Raw genomic sequence first — 17858 nt, forward strand, 5'->3', positions numbered from 1 at the left:
GGTCAGAGGAAGTAGAGGCGGCTGAGCGAGACGCTGTCGGCGGGTTCGGAGCGCAGTGGTGCGCCGTCGAGGGAGACCAGGCCGGTCTCGGTGACCTCGACCTGGCCGGTCCGGGCGTTGCGGACCATGTCGCGCGGTCCGATGCCCCGGGTGCCGCGGACGCCGACGCGGCGCCGGCGGGTGGGGAGTCCGTCGGCGGGGCGGTCGAGGTACGCGGCGTCGGCGGCGGCCTGGGCGACGAAGGCGACCGAGATGTCGGCGGCGGTGGCGCCGTGGGCGCCGAACTGCGGTCCGAGGACGAGGGGTTCGCACCGGTCGGTGGAGCCGTTGGGGTCGCCGACGACGCCGTACGCGGGGAAGCCGGACTTGAGGACGAGCTGCGGTTTGGCGCCGAAGTGGTCGGGGCGCCAGAGCACGATGTCGGCGAGTTTGCCGATCTCGATCGAGCCGACCTCGTGGGCGAGCCCGTGGGCGATGGCGGGGTTGATGGTGAGTTTGGCGATGTAGCGCAGGACGCGTTCGTTGTCGTCGCCGCTCTCGGTGGTCCCGTAGGAGCCGGTGCCGTCGAGCGGGCCGAGTTCGGCCTTCATCTTGCCGGCCATGGCGAAGGTGCGGCGCACGGTCTCGCCGGCGCGGCCCATGCCCTGGGCGTCGGAGGAGGTGATGCCGATGACGCCGAGGTCGTGCAGGACGTCCTCGGCGCCCATGGTGCCGGCCCGGATCCGGTCGCGGGCCATGGCGGCGTCGCCGGGCAGGTCGACCTTGAGGTCGTGCGCGGAGACGATCATGCCGAAGTGCTCGCCGAGGGCGTCGCGGCCGAACGGCAGGGTGGGGTTGGTGGAGGAGCCGATGACGTTCGGCACGCCGGCCATCTTGAGCACGTTGGGGACGTGTCCGCCGCCGCAGCCCTCGATGTGGAAGGCGTGGATGGTCCGGCCCTCCAGCACCTTCAGGGTGTCCTCGACCGACAGGCATTCGTTCAACCCGTCGGTGTGCAGGGCGACTTGGACGTCGTACTGTTCGGCGACGCGCAGCGCGGTGTCCAGCGCCCGGGTGTGCGCGCCCATGTCCTCGTGCACCTTGAAGCCGGAGGCGCCGCCCTCGGCCAGGGCCTCGATCAGCGGGGCCTCGTCGGAGGAGGAGCCGCGGCCGAGGAAGCCGATGTTGACGGGCCAGGCGTCGAAGGCGTTGAAGGCGTGGCGCAGCGCCCAGGGCGAGTTGACGCCGACGCCCCAGACCGGGCCGAACTCCTGGCCGATGATCGTGGTGACGCCGGAGGCGAGCGAAGCCTCCATGATCCGCGGTGAGAGCAGGTGGACGTGGGTGTCGACCGAGCCGGCGGTGGCGATCAGGCCCTCGCCGGAGACGATGGTGGTGCCGGTGCCGACGACCACGTCCACGCCGTTCAGGGTGTCCGGGTTTCCGGCCCGTCCGATGGCGGCGATCCGGCCGCCGATCAGGCCGATGGACGTCTTGCGGATGCCCTGGACGGCGTCGATGACGAGGACGTTGCTGATCACGACGTCGCAGGTGTCGTGGACGGCGGCGGGCTTGAGGTGGAGGCCGTCGCGGGCGGTCTTGCCGAAGCCGGCCAGGAACTCGTCGCCGGGGGCCTGGGAGTCGGATTCGACCCGGACGATCAGTCCGCTGTCGCCGAGCCGGACCCGGTCGCCGGCCCGCGGGCCGTGCACGGAGATGTAGTCGTGCGGGGTGATCGAACTCATGACGGCACCTCCGTGTCGTCGAAGCCGGTGAGGTAGCCGGTGGCGCGGGCCTTGGCGAGGGCGGCCGCCTTGGCGCCCGGGGCGTCCAGGGGGCCGTCCACGAGCCCGGCGAAGCCGATGGCGACGCGGGCGCCGCCGATCGGGACGAGGCCGACCTCGACGGTGGCGCCGGGGTCGAAGCGCACCGAGGAGCCGGCCGGGACGGCGAGGTGGGTGCCGTAGGCGGCGGCGCGGTCGAAGGCCAGGCGCGGGTTGGCCTCGAAGAAGTGGAAGTGCGAGGTGACCGAGATCGGCACCTGGGAGGTGTTGTGGACGGGGATGACCAGCGTCTCCTCGACCGGGTCGTAGCCGGCGCCGTCGCCGGCCAGCGCACCGCCGGGGGCTTCGTCGCCGAGCGAGCCGGCGCCCTTGAAGGGGTCGTTGACGACGGCGAGGCGGGTGCCGTCCTCGAAGACGGCCTCGACCTGGATGACGGTGACCACGTCGGGCACGCCGGGCAGCACGTCGTCGGCGGTCAGTACGGAGCGGCCGGCCTCGATGGCCTCGGCCAGGCGGCGGCCGTCGCGGGCGGCCTCGCAGACGGTGTCCGCGATCAGGGCGGTCGCCTCGGGGATGTTGAGGCGCACGCCCCGGGCACGGCGGGCGCGGGCCAGTTCGGCTGCTGTGAAGATCAGCAGCCGGTCCCGCTCGGTGGGGGTCAGTCGCACGGTTCCTCGCTCGCGGTCGCCGGGGAGGGGGTCGGCTAGGGGCCGGTGGCTTCCGGATGATGTTAGAACGGCGTTCAAACATCTCGGGGTCATTGAACCCGCACCGGGGCGCCGTGTCCAGCGTTGCCGCTCCCCGGGGGTTCGGCTCCCCGGGTGGGCAGCGGGGGTGAGCGGGCCGGGACGGGCCGCGCGCAAGGGCGACGCCCGAGAACGGCGCGGGAGGGCGGCGCACGGCGGGGTGGAGGGCGGCGCACGGCGCGGCGGAGCGCGGGGCGCGCGGCCCCGCGTACGGTCCGTACGGGCGCCGGGTGTGCGCGGGATCGGGCGGGGGCGGGCTCGAAAACAGCCTCTGCGCTTCGCAAACCCGTCCGGCGCGGGCAGTTGGATCACGTGAACCTCCCCGTGCCCCTTTCACCCCACGTGATCGGACGCACACTGTTGCAAACGCCGTCAACTGGGCATGAGGATGGGTGGTCAGAACGAGGGGGCCACCCGGCCGGCGGGGGATCCGGAGGCGGGGGCCCGGATTTGAGGGCGGGGGCATGTGTTGATGGACGGTCAGTCGCGATTCCCGCGGCAGCGGACGAGTTCGGGCGACGCCTACCGGTCCGGGCCGGCCCAGGGTCCGGCCGTCGGCGCCGGTACGACCCTGCCGGGCGCCTCGGCCCCGGGGTGCGCACTGCACCGACGCCTGCACCTGGCGCTCGACCCGGCCGACCTGGTCGCGGTGGGCTCGGTGCGGCACCGGCTGCGCACGGCGCTGAGCCACTGGGGGGTGCCGGAGCTGTCCGACACCGCCGAACTGCTCTCGTCCGAGCTGGTCACCAACGCGCTGCTGCACACCGGCAAGGGCGCGGTCTTCGACGCCGTGCTCGACACGGACGGCCGGCTGCGGATCGAGGTGCAGGACGGCGCGAGCCGGCTGCCCGGGCGGCGGCGCGATCCGGAGGCCGAGTACGCGACCTCGGGGCGCGGGCTGCTGCTGGTGGAGGCGCTCGCGGACTCCTGGGGGGTGCAGCTGCGGGGGGACGGCAAGGTCACCTGGTTCGAACTCGCCCTGCCGTAGGTCCGTCCCGGCCATGCCCGGAGCATCCGTGCGCACTGCCCGTACGCGCTGCCCGCGCGCGGTGTCCGTACGCACCGCCGGAACGCACTGCCCGTACGATTGTTCGCCGTCGATCGATCCGTTCCCGAAGCAAGCCCTGAACGCAAGGTGGAGCGCAAGATTTCCGGCCCGTTGCCATTGCCGCTCGGCCGAACATTGGACAGGATGGTGGGAATGTGTGTCCACGTGCGGGAAGCAGCGGGGAGACCGAACCTCGACTGACCACCGTCCGTCGGCACCGTCCGATCCAGCACGACCCATCACACCGCCATGCGGCCCGTCCGGACGGTCGGCGCGGTCCGCCACGGCAGCGGCAGGAGCAGCATGCCCACTGAGCCCGAGTCGCCGGGGCCGGCGTTTCCTCCCGGCGCGTCCGCCGCAGAGCCGCACCAGCCGCAGCCGACAGCCCCGCGCCCGCCCGCGCAGGCCACCCGCCGAAACTCCGCGCGCACGCCCCCGGTGCTCGCCTCCGGCCGGCTGGCGCCCGTGCTGTCCGGCGGCCTGCCGCCGTCCTCCACCGACTCCATGCCGGACTGGCTGGAGCCCGCGATGGCCGCCAACGGCATCGGCTCCTTCGACTGGGACATCCGCCGCGACGTCCTGGAGGGCGACCAGCGGGCCTGCGCGATCATCGGTCTGGACGCCGTCGAGCGGGACCGCTTCGACCGCACCGCCGCCTCCTTCCTGTCCCTGCTGCACCCCGAGGACGCGCCCGTGGTGCGCCGCCGGGTCGAGCGCGCGGTGGCCGAGCTGGGCCAGTGCGGCGCCTACTACCGCACCGTCGGGCCGAACGGGACGATGCGCGCGGTGCGCTTCCGCGGCCGGGTGCTCGCGGACGCCTTCGGCCGGGCCTCCCGGATGGTGGGCTTCGTCTGGGACGCCACCGTCGAGCTGCACAAACGCGACCGCGCCGACCGGATGGCCCTGCTGCGCGAGGAGCGCTCCCGGTTCATCAAGGAGGCCGCGCGCGCCCTCTCCGAAGCGGTCACCGTCCGTGACGTGGCCCGGGTGTTCACCGAGCTGCCGCTGCCGGGGCTGCCGCCGGACGGCCTGGTGCTGGCCTCCTTCGAGGCCGGCCGGGCCAGGATCCTGGGCGCTTCCGGCTACCGCTCGCAGGCCCTCGCCGTGTGGGACCGCACCGTGCTGCCGGCCGGCCACCCGGCCGCCGAGGCGCTGAAGTACCGCGCCCCGGTCTTCATCTCCAACCGTGAGGACTTCCGCGACCGCCACCCCGACGTCTGGGAGCAGACCAGCCGCACCGGCCGCGGCTCCTGGGCGTACCTGCCGCTGGTGGCCAGCGGCCGGGCGATCGGCGTCTGCGTGGTCAGCTTCGACGACGAGCGCGAGCTGGACGCGGACGAGCGCACCCTGCTGTCCACCCTGGGCGGGCTGGTCGCCCAGTCGCTGGCCCGGGCCCGGCTGCACGACGCCGAGCACGAGCTGGCGGCCGGCCTGCAGCGGGTGATGCTGCCGCGCACCGTCCCCTCCGTGCCCGGGGTGACCACCGCGGTGCGCTACCTCGCGGCCGGCTCCGGCCTGCAGATCGGCGGCGACTGGTACGACGTGGTGCCGCTGCCCGGCGGGCACGTCGGCCTGGTGATCGGCGACGTCCAGGGGCACGACGTGCACGCCGCCGGGATCATGGGCCAGCTGCGGATCGCGCTGCGCGCCTACGCCGCCGAGGGCCACCCGCCCGCCGCGGTGATGGCCCGGGCCTCCCGCTTCCTCGCCGACCTGGACACCGACCACTTCGCGACCTGCACCTACGCCGAGGTCAACGTGGACTACGGCGTGGTCTACGCGGTCCGGGCCGGCCACCTGGACCCGATGGTGCGCCGGGCGGACGGCACCGCCGCCGTGCTGCCGGTGGCCGGCGGGCTGCCGCTGGGCATCGACCCGGACCAGGAGTACCGGGTGACCAGGTTCAGCCTGGACCCGGGCGAGACGGTGCTGCTGTGCACCGACGGCCTGGTGGAGGCGCGCGGCATGGACCTGGACGAGGGCATCGGCCGGCTGACCCGCGTCCTGGCCGGTCCGCTGCCGGTCGCCGACCAGGCGGCCCGCGACCCGCTGGAGGAACTGGCCGACCGGATCGCCTCGCAGGCCGCCGACTCCAACGAGCGCGAGGACGACATAGCGCTGCTGCTGCTCCGCTGGGACGGCCCGGAGGGCGGCCTGGCCGCCCAGCAGCTGCGCCGCCGGATCGGCCAGGCGGACCTCGCCCGGGTCGCCGAGGTGCGGGCCGAACTGCGCGACGCGCTGCGCCGCTGGGGCGTCGCCGAGTTCATCGACACCGCCGAACTGCTCTCCTCCGAGCTGGTCACCAACGCGATCCGGCACACCGACCGGGATGCCATGTTCACCGCCCGGCTCTACCGGGAGTCGGCCTCGGACGGCGGTCGGGCCCGGCTGCGGGTCGAGGTGGAGGACGAGTCGGACCTCTGGCCGACCCGCCGGACGCCGGGGGAGCAGGCCTCCTCCGGGCGCGGGCTGATGCTGGTCGAGGCGCTGGCCGACGCCTGGGGCGTGGAGCCGCGCGGGTCCGGCAAGCGGATGTGGTTCGAGCTCAGCGGGACGAGCGCGGCCTGACCGCCCCCGGGGTCACCCCCTGGGGGGTTGGTCAGCCGAACTGCTGCTCCAGGTCCTTCAGTTTGCGCTCCAGCGAGTCCAGCCGGGGCAGCGTGACGGTGTCCTCGTCGACGGTGAGATCGATGGTGCGCCGTTCCGGACGGGCCGGCAGGCCCGGCTGGACGACCGTGCCCTCGACCTCACCGACCTCGCGGGTGCCCGCCTCGACCTCGCGCGCGCCCGCCTCGGGAGAGCCCGCGGGCCCGACCTCCCGGGCGCCCGCCGGCCGCTCCGCCCCGGGCCCGCCGGCTATCGCGGGCTCCGAGCCGGCCGACTCCAACTGCCGTGCGGCGCCGCCGCGTCCGCGCCAGCCGCTGCTGCGGTTGATCGCCCGGATCTCGGCCCGCTCCCGGCGCCCGGCCAGCTTGCGGCGCTCCTTCTCCAGCGTGCGCTCCCGCTTGTCGTCGCGGACCTCGTCCACCGCCTCGTCCAGGCTGCGCACGCCCTCCAGCAGCATCAGCGACCAGGCCGCGTAGGTCTCGCGTGGGGCGCGTAGCCAGCGGACGATCCGGATCTGCGGCAACGGCCGTGGTACCAGGCCCTGTTCGCGCAGCGCGGCCCGGCGGGTCTGCTTGAGCGCGCGGTCGAAGAGGATCGCGGCGGACAGCGACATGCCGGAGAAGAACTGCGGGGCGCCGGCGTGGCCGAAGCCGCGCGGGGCGTGCACCCAGTTGAACCAGGCCGAGGCGCCGGCGAAGAGCCAGACCAGCAGCCGGGAGCCGAGCGCCGCGTCGCCGTGGCTGGCCTCGCGGACGGCGAGCACCGAGCAGAACATCGCGGCGCCGTCGAGCCCGAACGGGACGAGGTACTCCCAGCCGCCGGACAGGCCGAGGTTCTGCACGCCGAAGCCGACCAGGCCGTGGAAGGAGAGTGCGGCCGCGACCCCGGCGCAGCAGAACAGCAGCGTGTAGGAGGCCGCGCCGTACAGGGATTCCTTGTTGCGGCGCCGTTCCTCGGAACGCTCCCAGGAATCCGCGCCGGCGGCGGATCCCCGGCTTCGGGCCAGGGCCACCAGGAGCGCGCTGACCAGCAGCCCCGCTACCCCGGTGACGGCCCAGCCGAGCGGTATGTCGGACAATTTCATTGCCGGAACCAGCCTCGCTTTCTGCGTCGCGTCCTGCGCCGCCCACTGCGTTCCAGCAGCGCGGCGGGGACCATCATGACGGATGCTCGGCGAGGGAATGACTGATTCGCTGTCAATGCGCTGGGGAGGGGGATTTCTGACCTGTCGCCAATCGGATTGTCATATGAATTTAGGGTGGGGCATTCCCGGAATCACGGGCTTTTCGAATCCGTAATCGGACGTGTTTTCGTCAACGTCGCGTGACGCGGGGGCAGCCGCCGCACATCTCCCCCGGTTCGGCGGTGTAGACGAGGCAACAGCTGGCTCGGGCCCGGTCCGTACCCGAAGCACCGGTGCGGCCGGGCGCCGGGGGTGCGAAACCGGCGCCCGGGGTGAAGGGGGCCGGGGCGGGAGCGGGCCCCCGGCCCGCGCCGGGCGTGCGCGCGGCCCGCCCCCGGGGTGCCGACGGCACGGGCGGCGGCGGCACGGACGGCGCGCCCGGCGCGGACGGCGCCGACGGCGCGCTCGACGGCCCTGGTGCCAGCAGCGCGGACAGTTCGGTGCGCGCCCGCTCCGGTTCCCCGAGTAGCCCGCCCGCGTGGCAGAGCCCCTCCACGACCGCGTCGGTGGCCATCGCCCACAGCACCCGGGGCCCGCGCCGCGCCTCCGGCCCGAAGGCGGCCAGCACCGGTGCGAGGAACTCGGCCAGCGCGCAGCGCAGTTCGGCCGCCAGTGCCTTCTCGTCCGGCGCCGTACGGGCCACCGGTGAGCCGGCCGCCGAGTCGTCCGGCAGGCAGACGAAGGCCTCCGGGAGCACCGTCAGCTCGATCGAGCCGGGGCCGCGCCGCACCGAGACCCCGCCGGGGCCGAGCAGCGGGACGCGCCGCTCCAGGAACCAGGGCAGGGTGAACAGCAGTGAGACCGGCCAGACGAAGCGGTGCAGTCCGAAGCCGGCCGCCACGTCCGGGCGCAGCGGCCGCCCGTAGCGGGCGAGGCCTTGGCGGGCGTCGTGGGCGACCAGTTCGCGCACCGCCGCCGGGTCGGTGGTGAGGTCGGCGACCGGCAGCCAGCCGTCGCCGCTGCGGGGCGGGGTGCAGTGCACGCTCAGGATCGGGGTCAGCGCGGACAGCCGGTGGTACGACGGCGCGCAGGGGGCGGGGCTGTCCGGCGCGTGGGCGTGGTCGTGCGCCTCGGTGGTGCGGGGGGCGCACGGCGCTGGGCCGGGCCGGGTGCTGCTCGCGGTCATGGGCGGGCCCCATCGGGTCGACCGGGGCCGCGTGCGGACCGTCCGGCGGGCCCGGCCGGGGCGTGGGGCCGCCGGGCCGGGGCCTGCCGGACCGGGGCACGGCGGTGCCCGGGGGACAGCAAGGCGACCTGTCCGGGGTACTGCTCACCCCGGACAGGTAAGGCTCACCTTAGCTGATTGTCCCCCTGGTCTCGCGGGTGATGCGCCCGTCCGGGGGAGGCCCCGGCGTGCGCCCCAGCTGGCGCGCGAGCCAGACCGGCACCCCGCCCAGGGCGTGCACCAGCCGGGTGGCCTCGGCGCGCAGCCGCGCCGCCTCGGCGGGTTCGGACACCTCGGCGAGCGCCGCGAGCGCCGGCGCCACCCCGACCGTGAAGCCGAGTTGCTCGCGCAGTCGCAGTGAGGCGTCGAAGCCCTCCCGGGCGTTGCCGCGGTCCCCCCGGGAGAGCGCCAGCGCGGCCAGGTGGCGCCAGGTGTAGGAGCGCAGCAGTTCGTCCCCGTGCTCCCCGGCGCCCTCGTGCGCCCGGCGGTAGGCGATCCAGGCGGCACTGCGGTCGCGCAGCAGGTTCTCGGCCACCAGTCCGCGCCGGAAGTCCAGCAGTGGGCGGCCCGGTGCGTCCGGTGGCAGCAGGGCCGAGGTGCGGCCGAGTGCGGCCTGGGCCTCGTCCAGCCGGTCGCGCGGGCCGAGCACGCTGGCCAGGTAGGCGAGGAAGCCGCGGGCGCAGGCGGCGGCGGCGCGCTGTTCGGTGCCCTCCGCCAGGGCCTCCGCCAGTCGTAACGCCTGTTCCGCCTGGGTCCACTGGGCGGCGGTGAACAGGCACTGTTCGATGAGGAGTTCGGCGCGTGCGAGGGCCACGGGCGGGTCGTGTTCGGCGGCGGGGCGCAGCAGTTCGGCGGCCTCCTGCCAGCACGCCCGGGACCGCAGTCGCCACACGGTGTCGCCCGGTTCCCCCGTTGCCGCTCGCCCCCGCCCCTCCGGGCCGCTCGGGCTCCATCCGTGCTCTGACAACGCCACCTCCTTGTGTGCGCCATCCAGCAGGACGCGGGCCTGCCCCTGGTGCCCTGTCGTGCGCGACCGCCCGCTGCGGAACGGCTGCGCTGTGGCAGCGAAACGGCAGCACAACGGCAGCACAGCGGCATGGCGACGGCAGGGCGAAAGGCCCACGCTGTGGCGGCAATTCAACACGGGGGTGAGCTTGTGCACCAGATCACGAGCGGAGGTTGTTGCTTTTCCCGAGGAGATGATCTAGAGAGGCCCGTCGGTGGTCAGGAGGTCCAGCCGGTCTCCATCAGGGCCTCGGCTGCGCCGTTGGCGGGCTGCGGCACCCCGGCGAGGTCCAGGCTGAACAGGGCCACCAGCAGTTGCTCGCCGCGCACGGTGGCCTGGTGGGAGTAGCCGGCCAGGGTGAACATGGCGGCGGCCATCTCCTCGGCGTGCAGGGTCTGCAGCCACAGGCACTCGACGGACTTCACGTCGGCGGGCTCGGTCCAGGTGTCCACCTGGGCGACCATCCGGCTGCCCAGCAGGGTGACCCCCTCGCGCTCCTGGGCCTCGGTCAGCTCCAGGTCGTCGAAGCCCAGCCACTCCAGGTAGCGGGCGGCGGTGAACACCGCGTCCTGGGAGGTGCGCACGGGGTGCGGCCGGAACGGGGTGCGGTGGCGGAACGGGCGGGAGCGGGCCGTCGACCCGCCGGGCGCCGCGGGCGGGGCGGGCGCCGGGGCGTTCACCGGGTGGGCGGGGTACGGGCGGGCGGCCTGCGGGCCGGGGGCGGCGAGCGGACCGGCGGTACCGCCGCTCAGCCGGGTGGTGCGGTCCACCGGGAGCCGGACGGTGGCCCCGCAGTTGCAGGTGAACTCGGGCTGCGGCCACTGGTCGGAGCGGCCGCAGTGCGGGCAGCGCATGCTCAGCCAGGAGTCCTCCCAGGACCGGAACCGCACCTGCACCGGGACCCCGCCGCGCAGCAGCGGCACCTTCAGCGAGGCGCCGCACGGGCAGGGCAGCGACGGCGGCTCGTACAGGTGCTCGCGGCGGCAGGCGGGGCAGCGGATCGCCCGGGCGGCACCGCCCGCCCCCGGCCCTGGCCGCGCGGGGTCGTGTCCGGTGAAGTCGTCGGGCAGTCCTGCCATCGCGGGCTCCGTCCGTCGGTGTGGGGTGGGTGGGTGCTTCCCATGCTCCCCGAAACCTCCGGTCCTGGGCGCGGAATGGGGCAATCCTCAGGGATGGATCAGGGGCCGGTGACCGGGCAGGCTGAGGCCGGACCCTTCGCGGGGAGGATGTGCGGTCGGCGTACGGACGGTGGTCAGCCGGCCGACCAGCGTGCCAGGTCGGCGGGGGTGTCCAGGTCGTCCGGGACGGCGATGTCCGCGCACTCGACCAGGACGAGCTCCGAGGCGTGCGCCGCCAGCAGGGCGCGGGCCCCGGCGTCGCCGGTGGCGCCCCCGGCGGCCTCGGCGAAGTGCCGGGCGCCGATCAGCACCGGGTGCCCGCGCCTCCCGCCGTACGCCGCCGCGGCCAGCTCGGCGCCGCCCCGGTGCGCGGCCAGCAGCCGGGCCACCGCGGCCGGGGTGACGCCCGGGGTGTCCACCAGCATCACCAGCACCGCCGGGGCGCCCGGCGCCAGCGCGGCCAGCCCGGCCCGCAGCGAGGAGCCGATGCCCTGCGCCCAGTCCGGGTTGGCGACCAGCCGGCAGCCCGGCAGGTGCGCGGTGGAGCGCACCCGCTCGCGGTCCGCGCCCAGCACCACCGTGACGTCCGGGCAGCCGCCGGCCCGTACGGTGGCCACCGCGCGCTCCACCAGCGGCCGCCCCGCGTACCGGAGCAGCGCCTTCGGCCGCCCGCCCAGCCGCCGCCCGCCCCCGGCGGCGAGCACCAGGGCGGGGACGGCGGAGGGTGCGGCTGCCAGGGCGGGGGCCGGGCCGTTCGGGGTCTGCATGGGCCCAGCCTGCCCGGTTCGGGGGCGGTCGCGCAGCGGGTCGGCGGTTGTACGAATCCACAAGGCGAAGGCGCAGGTCGCGGGTGCTCCCCGGCGGTTCGGCCGCTGGTCCCGCGGCGCGCTTGCCCCTGTACTGGGGCGATGAACACCGCACCGCACCCGCTGGTGGACCGCTTCGGACGGGTCCACACCGATCTGCGGGTCTCCCTGACCGATCGCTGCAACCTGCGCTGCACGTACTGCATGCCGGCGGAGGGGCTGGACTGGCTGCCCCGGGCGGACACGCTCGACGACGACGAGGTGGTCCGGCTGGTGCGGGTCGCGGTGGAGCGGCTGGGGATGCGCTCGGTGCGGCTGACCGGCGGGGAGCCGCTGCTGCGCCGGGGCCTGGTGGGCCTGGTGGGGCGGCTGGCCGCGCTCGGCGTGGAACTGTCGCTGACCACCAACGGCATCGGCCTGGCGCGGACCGCGGCCGGCCTGCGGGAGGCCGGGCTGGGCCGGGTGAACGTCAGTCTGGACACCCTGCGCGCCGACCGGTTCGCCGCGCTCACCCGGCGGGACCGGATCGCCGACGTGTTCGCGGGCCTGGCGGCGGCGAAGGCGGCCGGGCTGGATCCGGTGAAGGTCAACGCGGTGCCGGTGCGCGGCGTGAACGAGGACGAGATACCGGAGTTGGCGTCCTTCGCCGTCGAGCACGGCTACCGGATGCGCTTCATCGAGTCCATGCCGCTGGACGCGCAGGGGAGTTGGGACCGCGCCGCGATGGTGACGGCCGAGGAGGTGCTGGCTCGGCTGGGCGAGCGCTTCGAGCTGGTGCCGGTGGGGCGCAGCGGCAACGCTCCCGCGGAGGAGTGGCGGATCGCCGGGACGGACGCGGTGATCGGCGTGATCGCCTCCGTCACCCGGCCGTTCTGCGGCGGCTGTGACAGGGTCCGGCTGACGGCCGACGGGCAGTTGCGCAACTGCCTGTTCGCCACCGAGGAGTCGGACCTGCGCGCCCTGCTGCGCGGCGGCGCGGACGATGCGCGGATCGAGGCGGCCTGGCGGGCCTCGGTGGCGGGCAAGGGGCCCGGACACGCCATCGGCAGCGCGGAGTTCGTGCGGCCGGAGCGGCCGATGTCGGCGATCGGCGGCTGAGCGGCGGGGCGCGGGGGCGCGGACGGGCGGGCGGCGGCTGGGCGGCGGGGCGCGGGGGTGCCGCGGACTCGGTTTCGGGCGAACCGTTCTGGCGGGGTGTGAGCTTCGACATGCTCCTTGGCCTCTCCGTGGCGTCGGCTTGACCTCCTCTTGGGGTCGCTGGTCTGCTGGTTCGCCGTCAACCCGCCCCTGACCTCGGGAGTTCTCCGTGCCCGCCCGCCGTACCTGGCTGTCCGCCGCCACCGTCTTCCTGATATGCGTGCTCGCCCTGGTCGGCTGGCTGGTCGAAGGCCGCGACCGCGCGTCGACCGGCAGCTCCGCGGCGGGGATCGGCACCAGCCCGCTGGAGAACCCGGACGGCACCAAGCCCGGCCTGGCGCCGCTGACCACGCCCGCGGAGCATAAGGCCGCCCGGGACCTCATCGCCGGGGTCGTCACCGCCCGGACCGGCCCCAAGGACGGCTACGACCGCAACGAGTTCGGCCCGGCCTGGACGGACAGCGTCGAGGGCGTCCCGTTCGGCGGCAACAAGTGCGACACCCGCAACGACCTGCTCGCCCGGGACGGCAGCGGTGTCGAGCGCAAGGACGGCTCGGACTGCGTGGTCACCGCGATGACCATCCACGACCCGTACACCGGCAAGACCGTCCAGTGGACCAAGCAGCAGGCCTCGAAGATCCAGATCGACCACGTGATGCCGCTGTCGTACGACTGGCAGATGGGCGCCGCCCGGTGGGACAAGGCCAAGCGGGTCCGGATCGCCAACGACCCGCTCAACCTGATCCCCGCCGACGGCTCGCAGAACGGCTCCAAGGGCGACTCCGGCCCGGCCGACTGGCTGCCCGCCAGCACCGAGATCCGCTGCTCCTACGCGGTGCGCTTCGCCCAGGTCTCGCTGAAGTACCAGCTGCCGGTCACCGAGGCCGACAAGAAGGCGATGCTCCAGCAGTGCGGCGGTTGAGGAAACGATCCTCCCCGCCGGACACCCCCTCGGTCGTGCGGCCGCGCCAAGAACGCGGCAGGACGGGGAGGGCGAGGTGACCCGACCGCACGCCGGATGGTATTCGTGGGCGGTGCCCCCGATGACCCGCCGCCTGCCGCGGCGCGCCCTGACCGCCCTCGCGGCCCTGCTGCTCGCCCTGCCCGTCGGCTGCTCCGGCCCGGGCGCGACGCACGCCGTGGGCGCACCGACGAGCCGTCCGCCGCTCGCCGAACGGGTCTCCGCCGGCGCCTCCCCGGCCCTACGGGCCTACTACGACCAGCGGCTCGACTGGACACCCTGCGACGGCGCGGCCGACCCGGGCGCCGACCAGGACGAGACGGCCCCCCAGTGCGCCACCCTCAAGGCCCCGCTGGACTACGCCGACCCCGGCGGCCGCAGCATCGACGTCCCGGTCGCCAAGGTCCCCGCCACCGACCCCGCGCACCGGATCGGCCCCCTGCTGATCAACCCCGGCGGGCCCGGCATCTCCGGCGTCAGCATGGCCCGGCGCTGGCAGGGCAGCCCGCTGAACGAGCGCTTCGACCTGGTCGGCTTCGACCCGCGCGCCGCCGGCGGCACCCTCCCCGTCCACTGCCTGGACGACCGCACCCGCGAACAGTGGACCAGCACCGACGACCCGGCCTACGACCGCGGCCGGATCCTCGCCCACGCCTGCGAGGCCAAGTACGCCGACGTGCTGCCCCACCTCGGCACCCGCGACACCGCCCGCGACCTGGACGTGCTGCGCAGCGCCCTCGGCGAACGCAAGCTCGACTTCTTCGGCCTCTCCTACGGCACCTACCTCGGAGCCCTCTACGCCGAGGAGTTCCCCGACCGCACCGGCCGACTCGTCCTCGACGGCGCCGTCGAACGCAGCACCGACCTGATGCACCTCAACGGCGAGCAGGCCGTCGCCACCGAAGCCGCCTTCCGCGCCTTCGCCGCCGGCTGCGCCGTCGAGGACGACGGCTGCCCGCTCGGCAGCGACCCGGCCGCCGCCCCCGAACGGCTCGCCACCTTCCTCGACGGCCTCAAGGACCACCCGCTGCCCGCCCGCGACGGACGCACCGTCACCGCCGCCCTCGCCTGGACCGGCGTCTCCGACTCGCTCGCCGACGGCCGCCGCAACTGGCCCCGGCTGCGCGCCGCCCTCGACCCGGCCGTCGACCGCGGCGAGGGCGACGAACTGCTCAAGCTCGCCGACGCCACCACCGGCCGCGACGAGGACGGCCACTACGACAGCGCCGCCGACGCCTACGCGGCCATCCACTGCGCGGACGCCCCGCTCGCCCCCACCGACACCGACCTGCGCGCGGCTCTCGCCGACCTCGCCGCCCGGGCCCCGCTGATCAGCCGGCACGACACCCGGGTCACCCTGCTCGACCCGGACTGCCGCCCCTGGCCGTACCGCTCCACCGAGCGGCCGCACACCGTCACGGCCCCCGGCAGCGCCCCGATCCTGGTGATCGGCGGGACGGAGGACCCGGTCACCCCCTACCCGTGGGCGCAGCGGATGGCCGCCAGACTGCAGCACGGCGTGCTGCTCACCCGCGACGGCGACGGGCACATGTCCTGGGACCGCAGCGGGTGCGTGCGCGACGCCGTCCTCGCGTTCCTGGTGGACGGCGCGCTGCCGGCCGCGGGGGCGCACTGCGCCTCGGACTGAGCCGGGCCGCGCGGCGGGGGAACACGGCGGGGAGTGCGAGAGGGGAACGCGAGAGGGGAACGCGAGAGGGGAACGCGAGAGGGGGCGTGCCGCGCGAACGCGGTACGCCCCCTGGGGAGTTCGGGCTCCCGGCCAGGGTTCCGGGAGCCCGGGTCGCGGGACGACGGCTCCGGGGTCAGGACTCCGTCGTTCAGGACTCCGGGGTCAGGACTTCGGGGCCGTCAGGTCGTAGAAGGTGGCGCCGCCGACCGTCTTGGCGGCGAAGTGGCCGGTCACCCAGGCCTCGATCTGGGCCGCCTCGGTCTCCTGACCGCCTTCGCCGCCCTCGCCGTTCGCGCCGCCCCCGCCGAAGCCGCGGTGCGAGCCGCCGCCGATGAACCAGTGCACCTTGCCCTCCTGGACGTACTTCTGGAAGCCCGCCAGGCTGAGCGAGGGGTCCGTGCCGTTGAAGCCGCCCAGGGCCATCACCGGCTTGCCGGTGGCGAGTTGGTAGCTCGCGGCGTTCTGCGAACCGGTGGTGGCGGCCGCCCAGGTGTACTGGCCGGCATCCTGCGAGAGCAGCGCCGCCGCCTCGGAGCTCACCTTGGTGCCGCCGAGCAGACCGCCCATGCCGCCGCCGAAGCCGCCCGCACCGCCCTCCGGGCCCTGGCCGCCGGGGAAACCGGGGAAGCCGGGCACACCGGTGGCGCCGCCGGAGCCGGTGGAGCCGCCCGCGCCGCGCTCGTGGCGGCCGCCGGGGGCGGTGCCGCCGGAGCCCCTGCCGGAGCCGTCGGCGAAGCCGCCCGGACGGTGCGAGCCCTGGCCGTTCTGACCGCCACCGAAGCCGCCCTGGCCACCGCCGAAGCCGCCCGGGAAGCCCTGGCCGTTCTGGCCGCCGCCCTGACCGCCACCGGGGAAGCCGCCCTGGCCGCCGCCGGGGAACATCCGGCCGTTGCCGGCCGCGCCGTTGCCGCCCTTGCGGCCGAAGGACCCCGGCCCGAAGCCCGCGCCCTTCACGGACGGCCCGGCCGTGATGATCGAGCCGTTGTGCGCGGTGCCCACGGTGTCCACCGCGTACGCGGCCGGCCCGCCCAGCGCCGCCGCCAGGCCCACCAGGCCCGCCACCGAGGCGATCCGCGCCCCGGTCCGTCCGGAGACCTGGCCGGCGAACTGCCCGGCGACCAGCGCGGCCGCCGCGGCCAGCCCGCCGATCAGCACCGCCCAGCGCAGCCAGGGCAGGAAGCCGGAGCTGCGCCCGAGCAGGACGAACGCCCACCCGGCCGTCACCGCCAGCACGCCCGCCAGCACCAGCGCGTAGGGCAGCCGGTGCCGGGCCCGCCACAGTCCGTCCACGCCCATGCCGACCAGCGCCGCGACGGCCGGGGCCAGCGCCACCGTGTAGTACTGGTGGAAGATCCCGGACATGAAGCTGAAGATCAGCGCGGTGGAGATCAGCCAGCCGCCCCAGACCAGGAAGGCCGCGCGGGCGGTGTCCGGACGGGCGTAGCGGCGGGTCGCCCACAGGCCGACCACCAGCAGGATCAGCGCGGCCGGCAGCAGCCAGGCGATCTGCCCGCCGATGTCGCTGCCGAACAGCCGGGTGATGCCGGTCTGGCCCCAGCCGCGGTTGTGCCCGGCGCCGGCCGGCAGGTCCAGCCCGGCCGGCATCCGGCCGCCGCCGCCCACGCTGCCGCGCTCGTTGCCGTCGACCCGGCCCAGGCCGTTGTAGCCGAAGGTCAGCGACAGGAAGTCGTTGTCCTGCGAGCCGCCGACGTACGGGCGGGCCGAGGCGGGCAGCAGCTCCACGATCGCCACCCACCAGCCGCCGGAGACCAGTAGGGCCACGCCCGCGAGCAGGGTCTGCCGCAGCCGCCGCCAGAAGCCGGTGGGCGCCACGACCAGGTAGATCACCGCGAAGGCCGGCAGGATCAGGAACGCCGCCAGCGTCTTGGCGAGGAAGGCGAAGCCGAACATCGCGCCGGTGAACAGCAGCCACCGGGTGCTCGCCGTCTCGACCGCCCGCACCATGCCGTACGCGGACAGGGTGAGCAGCAGCACCAGCAGCGCGTCCGGGTTGTTGAAGCGGAACATCAGCGCCGCGACCGGGGTGAGCGCCAGCGCGGCGCCGGCCAGCAGCCCGCCGAGCGGGGAGAAGCGGCGGCGCACCGTCGCGTACAGCACGCCCACGGTGGCGGCGCCCATCAGCGCCTGCGGGGCCAGGATCGACCAGGAGGAGAGGCCGAACAGCCGCACCGACAGCGCCATCGGCCACAGCGACGCCGGGGGCTTGTCGACGGTGATGAAGTTGCCGGCGTCGGAGGAGCCGAAGAAGAAGGCCTTCCAGCTCTGGCTGCCGGCCTGGACGGCCGCCGAGTAGAAGGCGTTCGCCCACCCGGAGGCGCCCAGGCCCCACAGGTAGAGCACGACGGTGGCGGCCAGCAGCGCCAGCAGGGCGGGGCGCACCCAGCGCGGGTCGTCCGCGCGCCCGCGCCAGGCGCGGACCGGCAGGGTGCGCAGCCGTCCGGACCAGGAGGCCGGGCCCTTGGGGCCGACGGGCGGCAGGGGCTGCTCGGGGAAGAGCGGCGCCGGGTCCGGCCGGGCCGCGTCCGGCTGCACCTCCGGCGGCGGGTAGTTCGCGGCCTCGGGCCACGGATCGCCGGCCGGAGGGGAGTAGCTGCTCGTGGTCATGCG

At 75.2% G+C, this 17858-nt stretch carries 13 protein-coding genes; 5 read left to right on the forward strand and 8 right to left on the reverse strand.

Translation table 11 applies throughout. The features are described from left to right. Nucleotides 1-2: 2 nt before the first annotated feature. Nucleotides 3-1724, reverse strand: coding sequence for an urease subunit alpha (locus ACZ7BZ_RS14865; RefSeq protein ID WP_470358662.1), 1722 nt, complete (start codon nucleotides 1722-1724; stop codon nucleotides 3-5). Further along, complete coding sequence (locus ACZ7BZ_RS14870; RefSeq protein WP_470358663.1) at nucleotides 1721-2431, reverse strand: urease subunit gamma; 711 nt, start codon at nucleotides 2429-2431, stop codon at nucleotides 1721-1723. The genes ACZ7BZ_RS14865 and ACZ7BZ_RS14870 overlap by 4 nt, the downstream gene beginning before the upstream one ends. 550 nt (nucleotides 2432-2981) lie before the next feature. Between ACZ7BZ_RS14870 and ACZ7BZ_RS14875 the strand changes: the two genes are divergently transcribed. Both ACZ7BZ_RS14875 and ACZ7BZ_RS14880 read left to right on the forward strand, forming a co-directional pair. Beyond that, entirely contained in the window at nucleotides 2982-3497 is a 516-nt protein-coding gene (locus tag ACZ7BZ_RS14875) for an ATP-binding protein (protein WP_470358664.1), read from the forward strand. A 363-nt stretch (nucleotides 3498-3860) separates the two neighbouring features. Beyond that, nucleotides 3861-6125, forward strand: a complete 2265-nt coding sequence (locus ACZ7BZ_RS14880) for a SpoIIE family protein phosphatase (RefSeq protein WP_470358665.1) — start codon at nucleotides 3861-3863, stop codon at nucleotides 6123-6125. A 31-nt stretch (nucleotides 6126-6156) separates the two neighbouring features. On the opposite strand, the gene ACZ7BZ_RS14885 is transcribed toward ACZ7BZ_RS14880, so the two are convergent. The 5 genes from ACZ7BZ_RS14885 to ACZ7BZ_RS14905 form a co-directional block, all read right to left on the reverse strand. Further along, nucleotides 6157-7248: a DUF2637 domain-containing protein gene (locus tag ACZ7BZ_RS14885; RefSeq protein ID WP_470358666.1), complete on the reverse strand. Its 1092-nt coding sequence runs from the start codon at nucleotides 7246-7248 to the stop codon at nucleotides 6157-6159. A 229-nt stretch (nucleotides 7249-7477) separates the two neighbouring features. Beyond that, nucleotides 7478-8473 (reverse strand): (2Fe-2S)-binding protein, encoded by a 996-nt coding sequence (locus ACZ7BZ_RS14890; protein ID WP_470358667.1) that lies wholly within the window; start codon nucleotides 8471-8473, stop codon nucleotides 7478-7480. A 169-nt stretch (nucleotides 8474-8642) separates the two neighbouring features. Next, the gene (locus tag ACZ7BZ_RS14895; RefSeq protein WP_470358668.1) at nucleotides 8643-9479 is read right to left on the reverse strand and encodes a hypothetical protein; all 837 of its coding nucleotides are present in this window, start codon (nucleotides 9477-9479) and stop codon (nucleotides 8643-8645) included. Between the two features lie 257 nt (nucleotides 9480-9736). After that, nucleotides 9737-10597 carry a hypothetical protein gene (locus ACZ7BZ_RS14900; protein ID WP_470358669.1) on the reverse strand — a complete coding sequence of 287 codons (861 nt, stop codon included), beginning with the start codon at nucleotides 10595-10597 and terminating at the stop codon, nucleotides 9737-9739. A gap of 173 nt (nucleotides 10598-10770) precedes the next feature. After that, entirely contained in the window at nucleotides 10771-11403 is a 633-nt protein-coding gene (locus ACZ7BZ_RS14905) for a nucleotidyltransferase family protein (protein WP_470358670.1), read from the reverse strand. Between the two features lie 141 nt (nucleotides 11404-11544). On the opposite strand from ACZ7BZ_RS14905, the gene moaA reads away from it, so the two are divergent. The 3 genes from moaA to ACZ7BZ_RS14920 all read left to right on the forward strand — a co-directional run bounded on the left by moaA (nucleotide 11545) and on the right by ACZ7BZ_RS14920 (nucleotide 15188). Further along, nucleotides 11545-12540 (forward strand): GTP 3',8-cyclase MoaA, encoded by a 996-nt coding sequence (gene moaA / locus ACZ7BZ_RS14910; protein ID WP_470358671.1) that lies wholly within the window; start codon nucleotides 11545-11547, stop codon nucleotides 12538-12540. Nucleotides 12541-12799: 259 nt separating this feature from the next. Continuing rightward, nucleotides 12800-13501, forward strand: a complete 702-nt coding sequence (locus tag ACZ7BZ_RS14915) for an HNH endonuclease family protein (RefSeq protein ID WP_470358773.1) — start codon at nucleotides 12800-12802, stop codon at nucleotides 13499-13501. 121 nt (nucleotides 13502-13622) lie between these two features. Beyond that, nucleotides 13623-15188, forward strand: a complete 1566-nt coding sequence (locus tag ACZ7BZ_RS14920; RefSeq protein ID WP_470358672.1) for an alpha/beta hydrolase — start codon at nucleotides 13623-13625, stop codon at nucleotides 15186-15188. A 204-nt stretch (nucleotides 15189-15392) separates the two neighbouring features. On the opposite strand, the gene ACZ7BZ_RS14925 is transcribed toward ACZ7BZ_RS14920, so the two are convergent. Continuing rightward, nucleotides 15393-17855: an ArnT family glycosyltransferase gene (locus tag ACZ7BZ_RS14925; RefSeq protein ID WP_470358673.1), complete on the reverse strand. Its 2463-nt coding sequence runs from the start codon at nucleotides 17853-17855 to the stop codon at nucleotides 15393-15395. Nucleotides 17856-17858 lie beyond the last annotated feature (3 nt).

This window comes from Kitasatospora sp. NPDC036934 (assembly GCF_055608425.1).

Excerpts from the sequence above, each read along its gene's own strand:
- ACZ7BZ_RS14865 (WP_470358662.1), bottom strand. The coding sequence starts at position 1,724 with ATGAGTTCGATCACCCCGCACGACTACATCTCCGTGCACGGCCCGCGG.
- ACZ7BZ_RS14875 (WP_470358664.1), top strand. The coding sequence starts at position 2,982 with ATGGACGGTCAGTCGCGATTCCCGCGGCAGCGGACGAGTTCGGGCGAC.
- ACZ7BZ_RS14880 (WP_470358665.1), top strand. The coding sequence starts at position 3,861 with ATGCCCACTGAGCCCGAGTCGCCGGGGCCGGCGTTTCCTCCCGGCGCG.
- ACZ7BZ_RS14885 (WP_470358666.1), bottom strand. The coding sequence starts at position 7,248 with ATGAAATTGTCCGACATACCGCTCGGCTGGGCCGTCACCGGGGTAGCG.
- ACZ7BZ_RS14890 (WP_470358667.1), bottom strand. The coding sequence starts at position 8,473 with ATGACCGCGAGCAGCACCCGGCCCGGCCCAGCGCCGTGCGCCCCCCGC.
- ACZ7BZ_RS14900 (WP_470358669.1), bottom strand. The coding sequence starts at position 10,597 with ATGGCAGGACTGCCCGACGACTTCACCGGACACGACCCCGCGCGGCCA.
- ACZ7BZ_RS14905 (WP_470358670.1), bottom strand. The coding sequence starts at position 11,403 with ATGCAGACCCCGAACGGCCCGGCCCCCGCCCTGGCAGCCGCACCCTCC.
- moaA (WP_470358671.1), top strand. The coding sequence starts at position 11,545 with ATGAACACCGCACCGCACCCGCTGGTGGACCGCTTCGGACGGGTCCAC.
- ACZ7BZ_RS14920 (WP_470358672.1), top strand. The coding sequence starts at position 13,623 with ATGACCCGCCGCCTGCCGCGGCGCGCCCTGACCGCCCTCGCGGCCCTG.
- ACZ7BZ_RS14925 (WP_470358673.1), bottom strand. The coding sequence starts at position 17,855 with ATGACCACGAGCAGCTACTCCCCTCCGGCCGGCGATCCGTGGCCCGAG.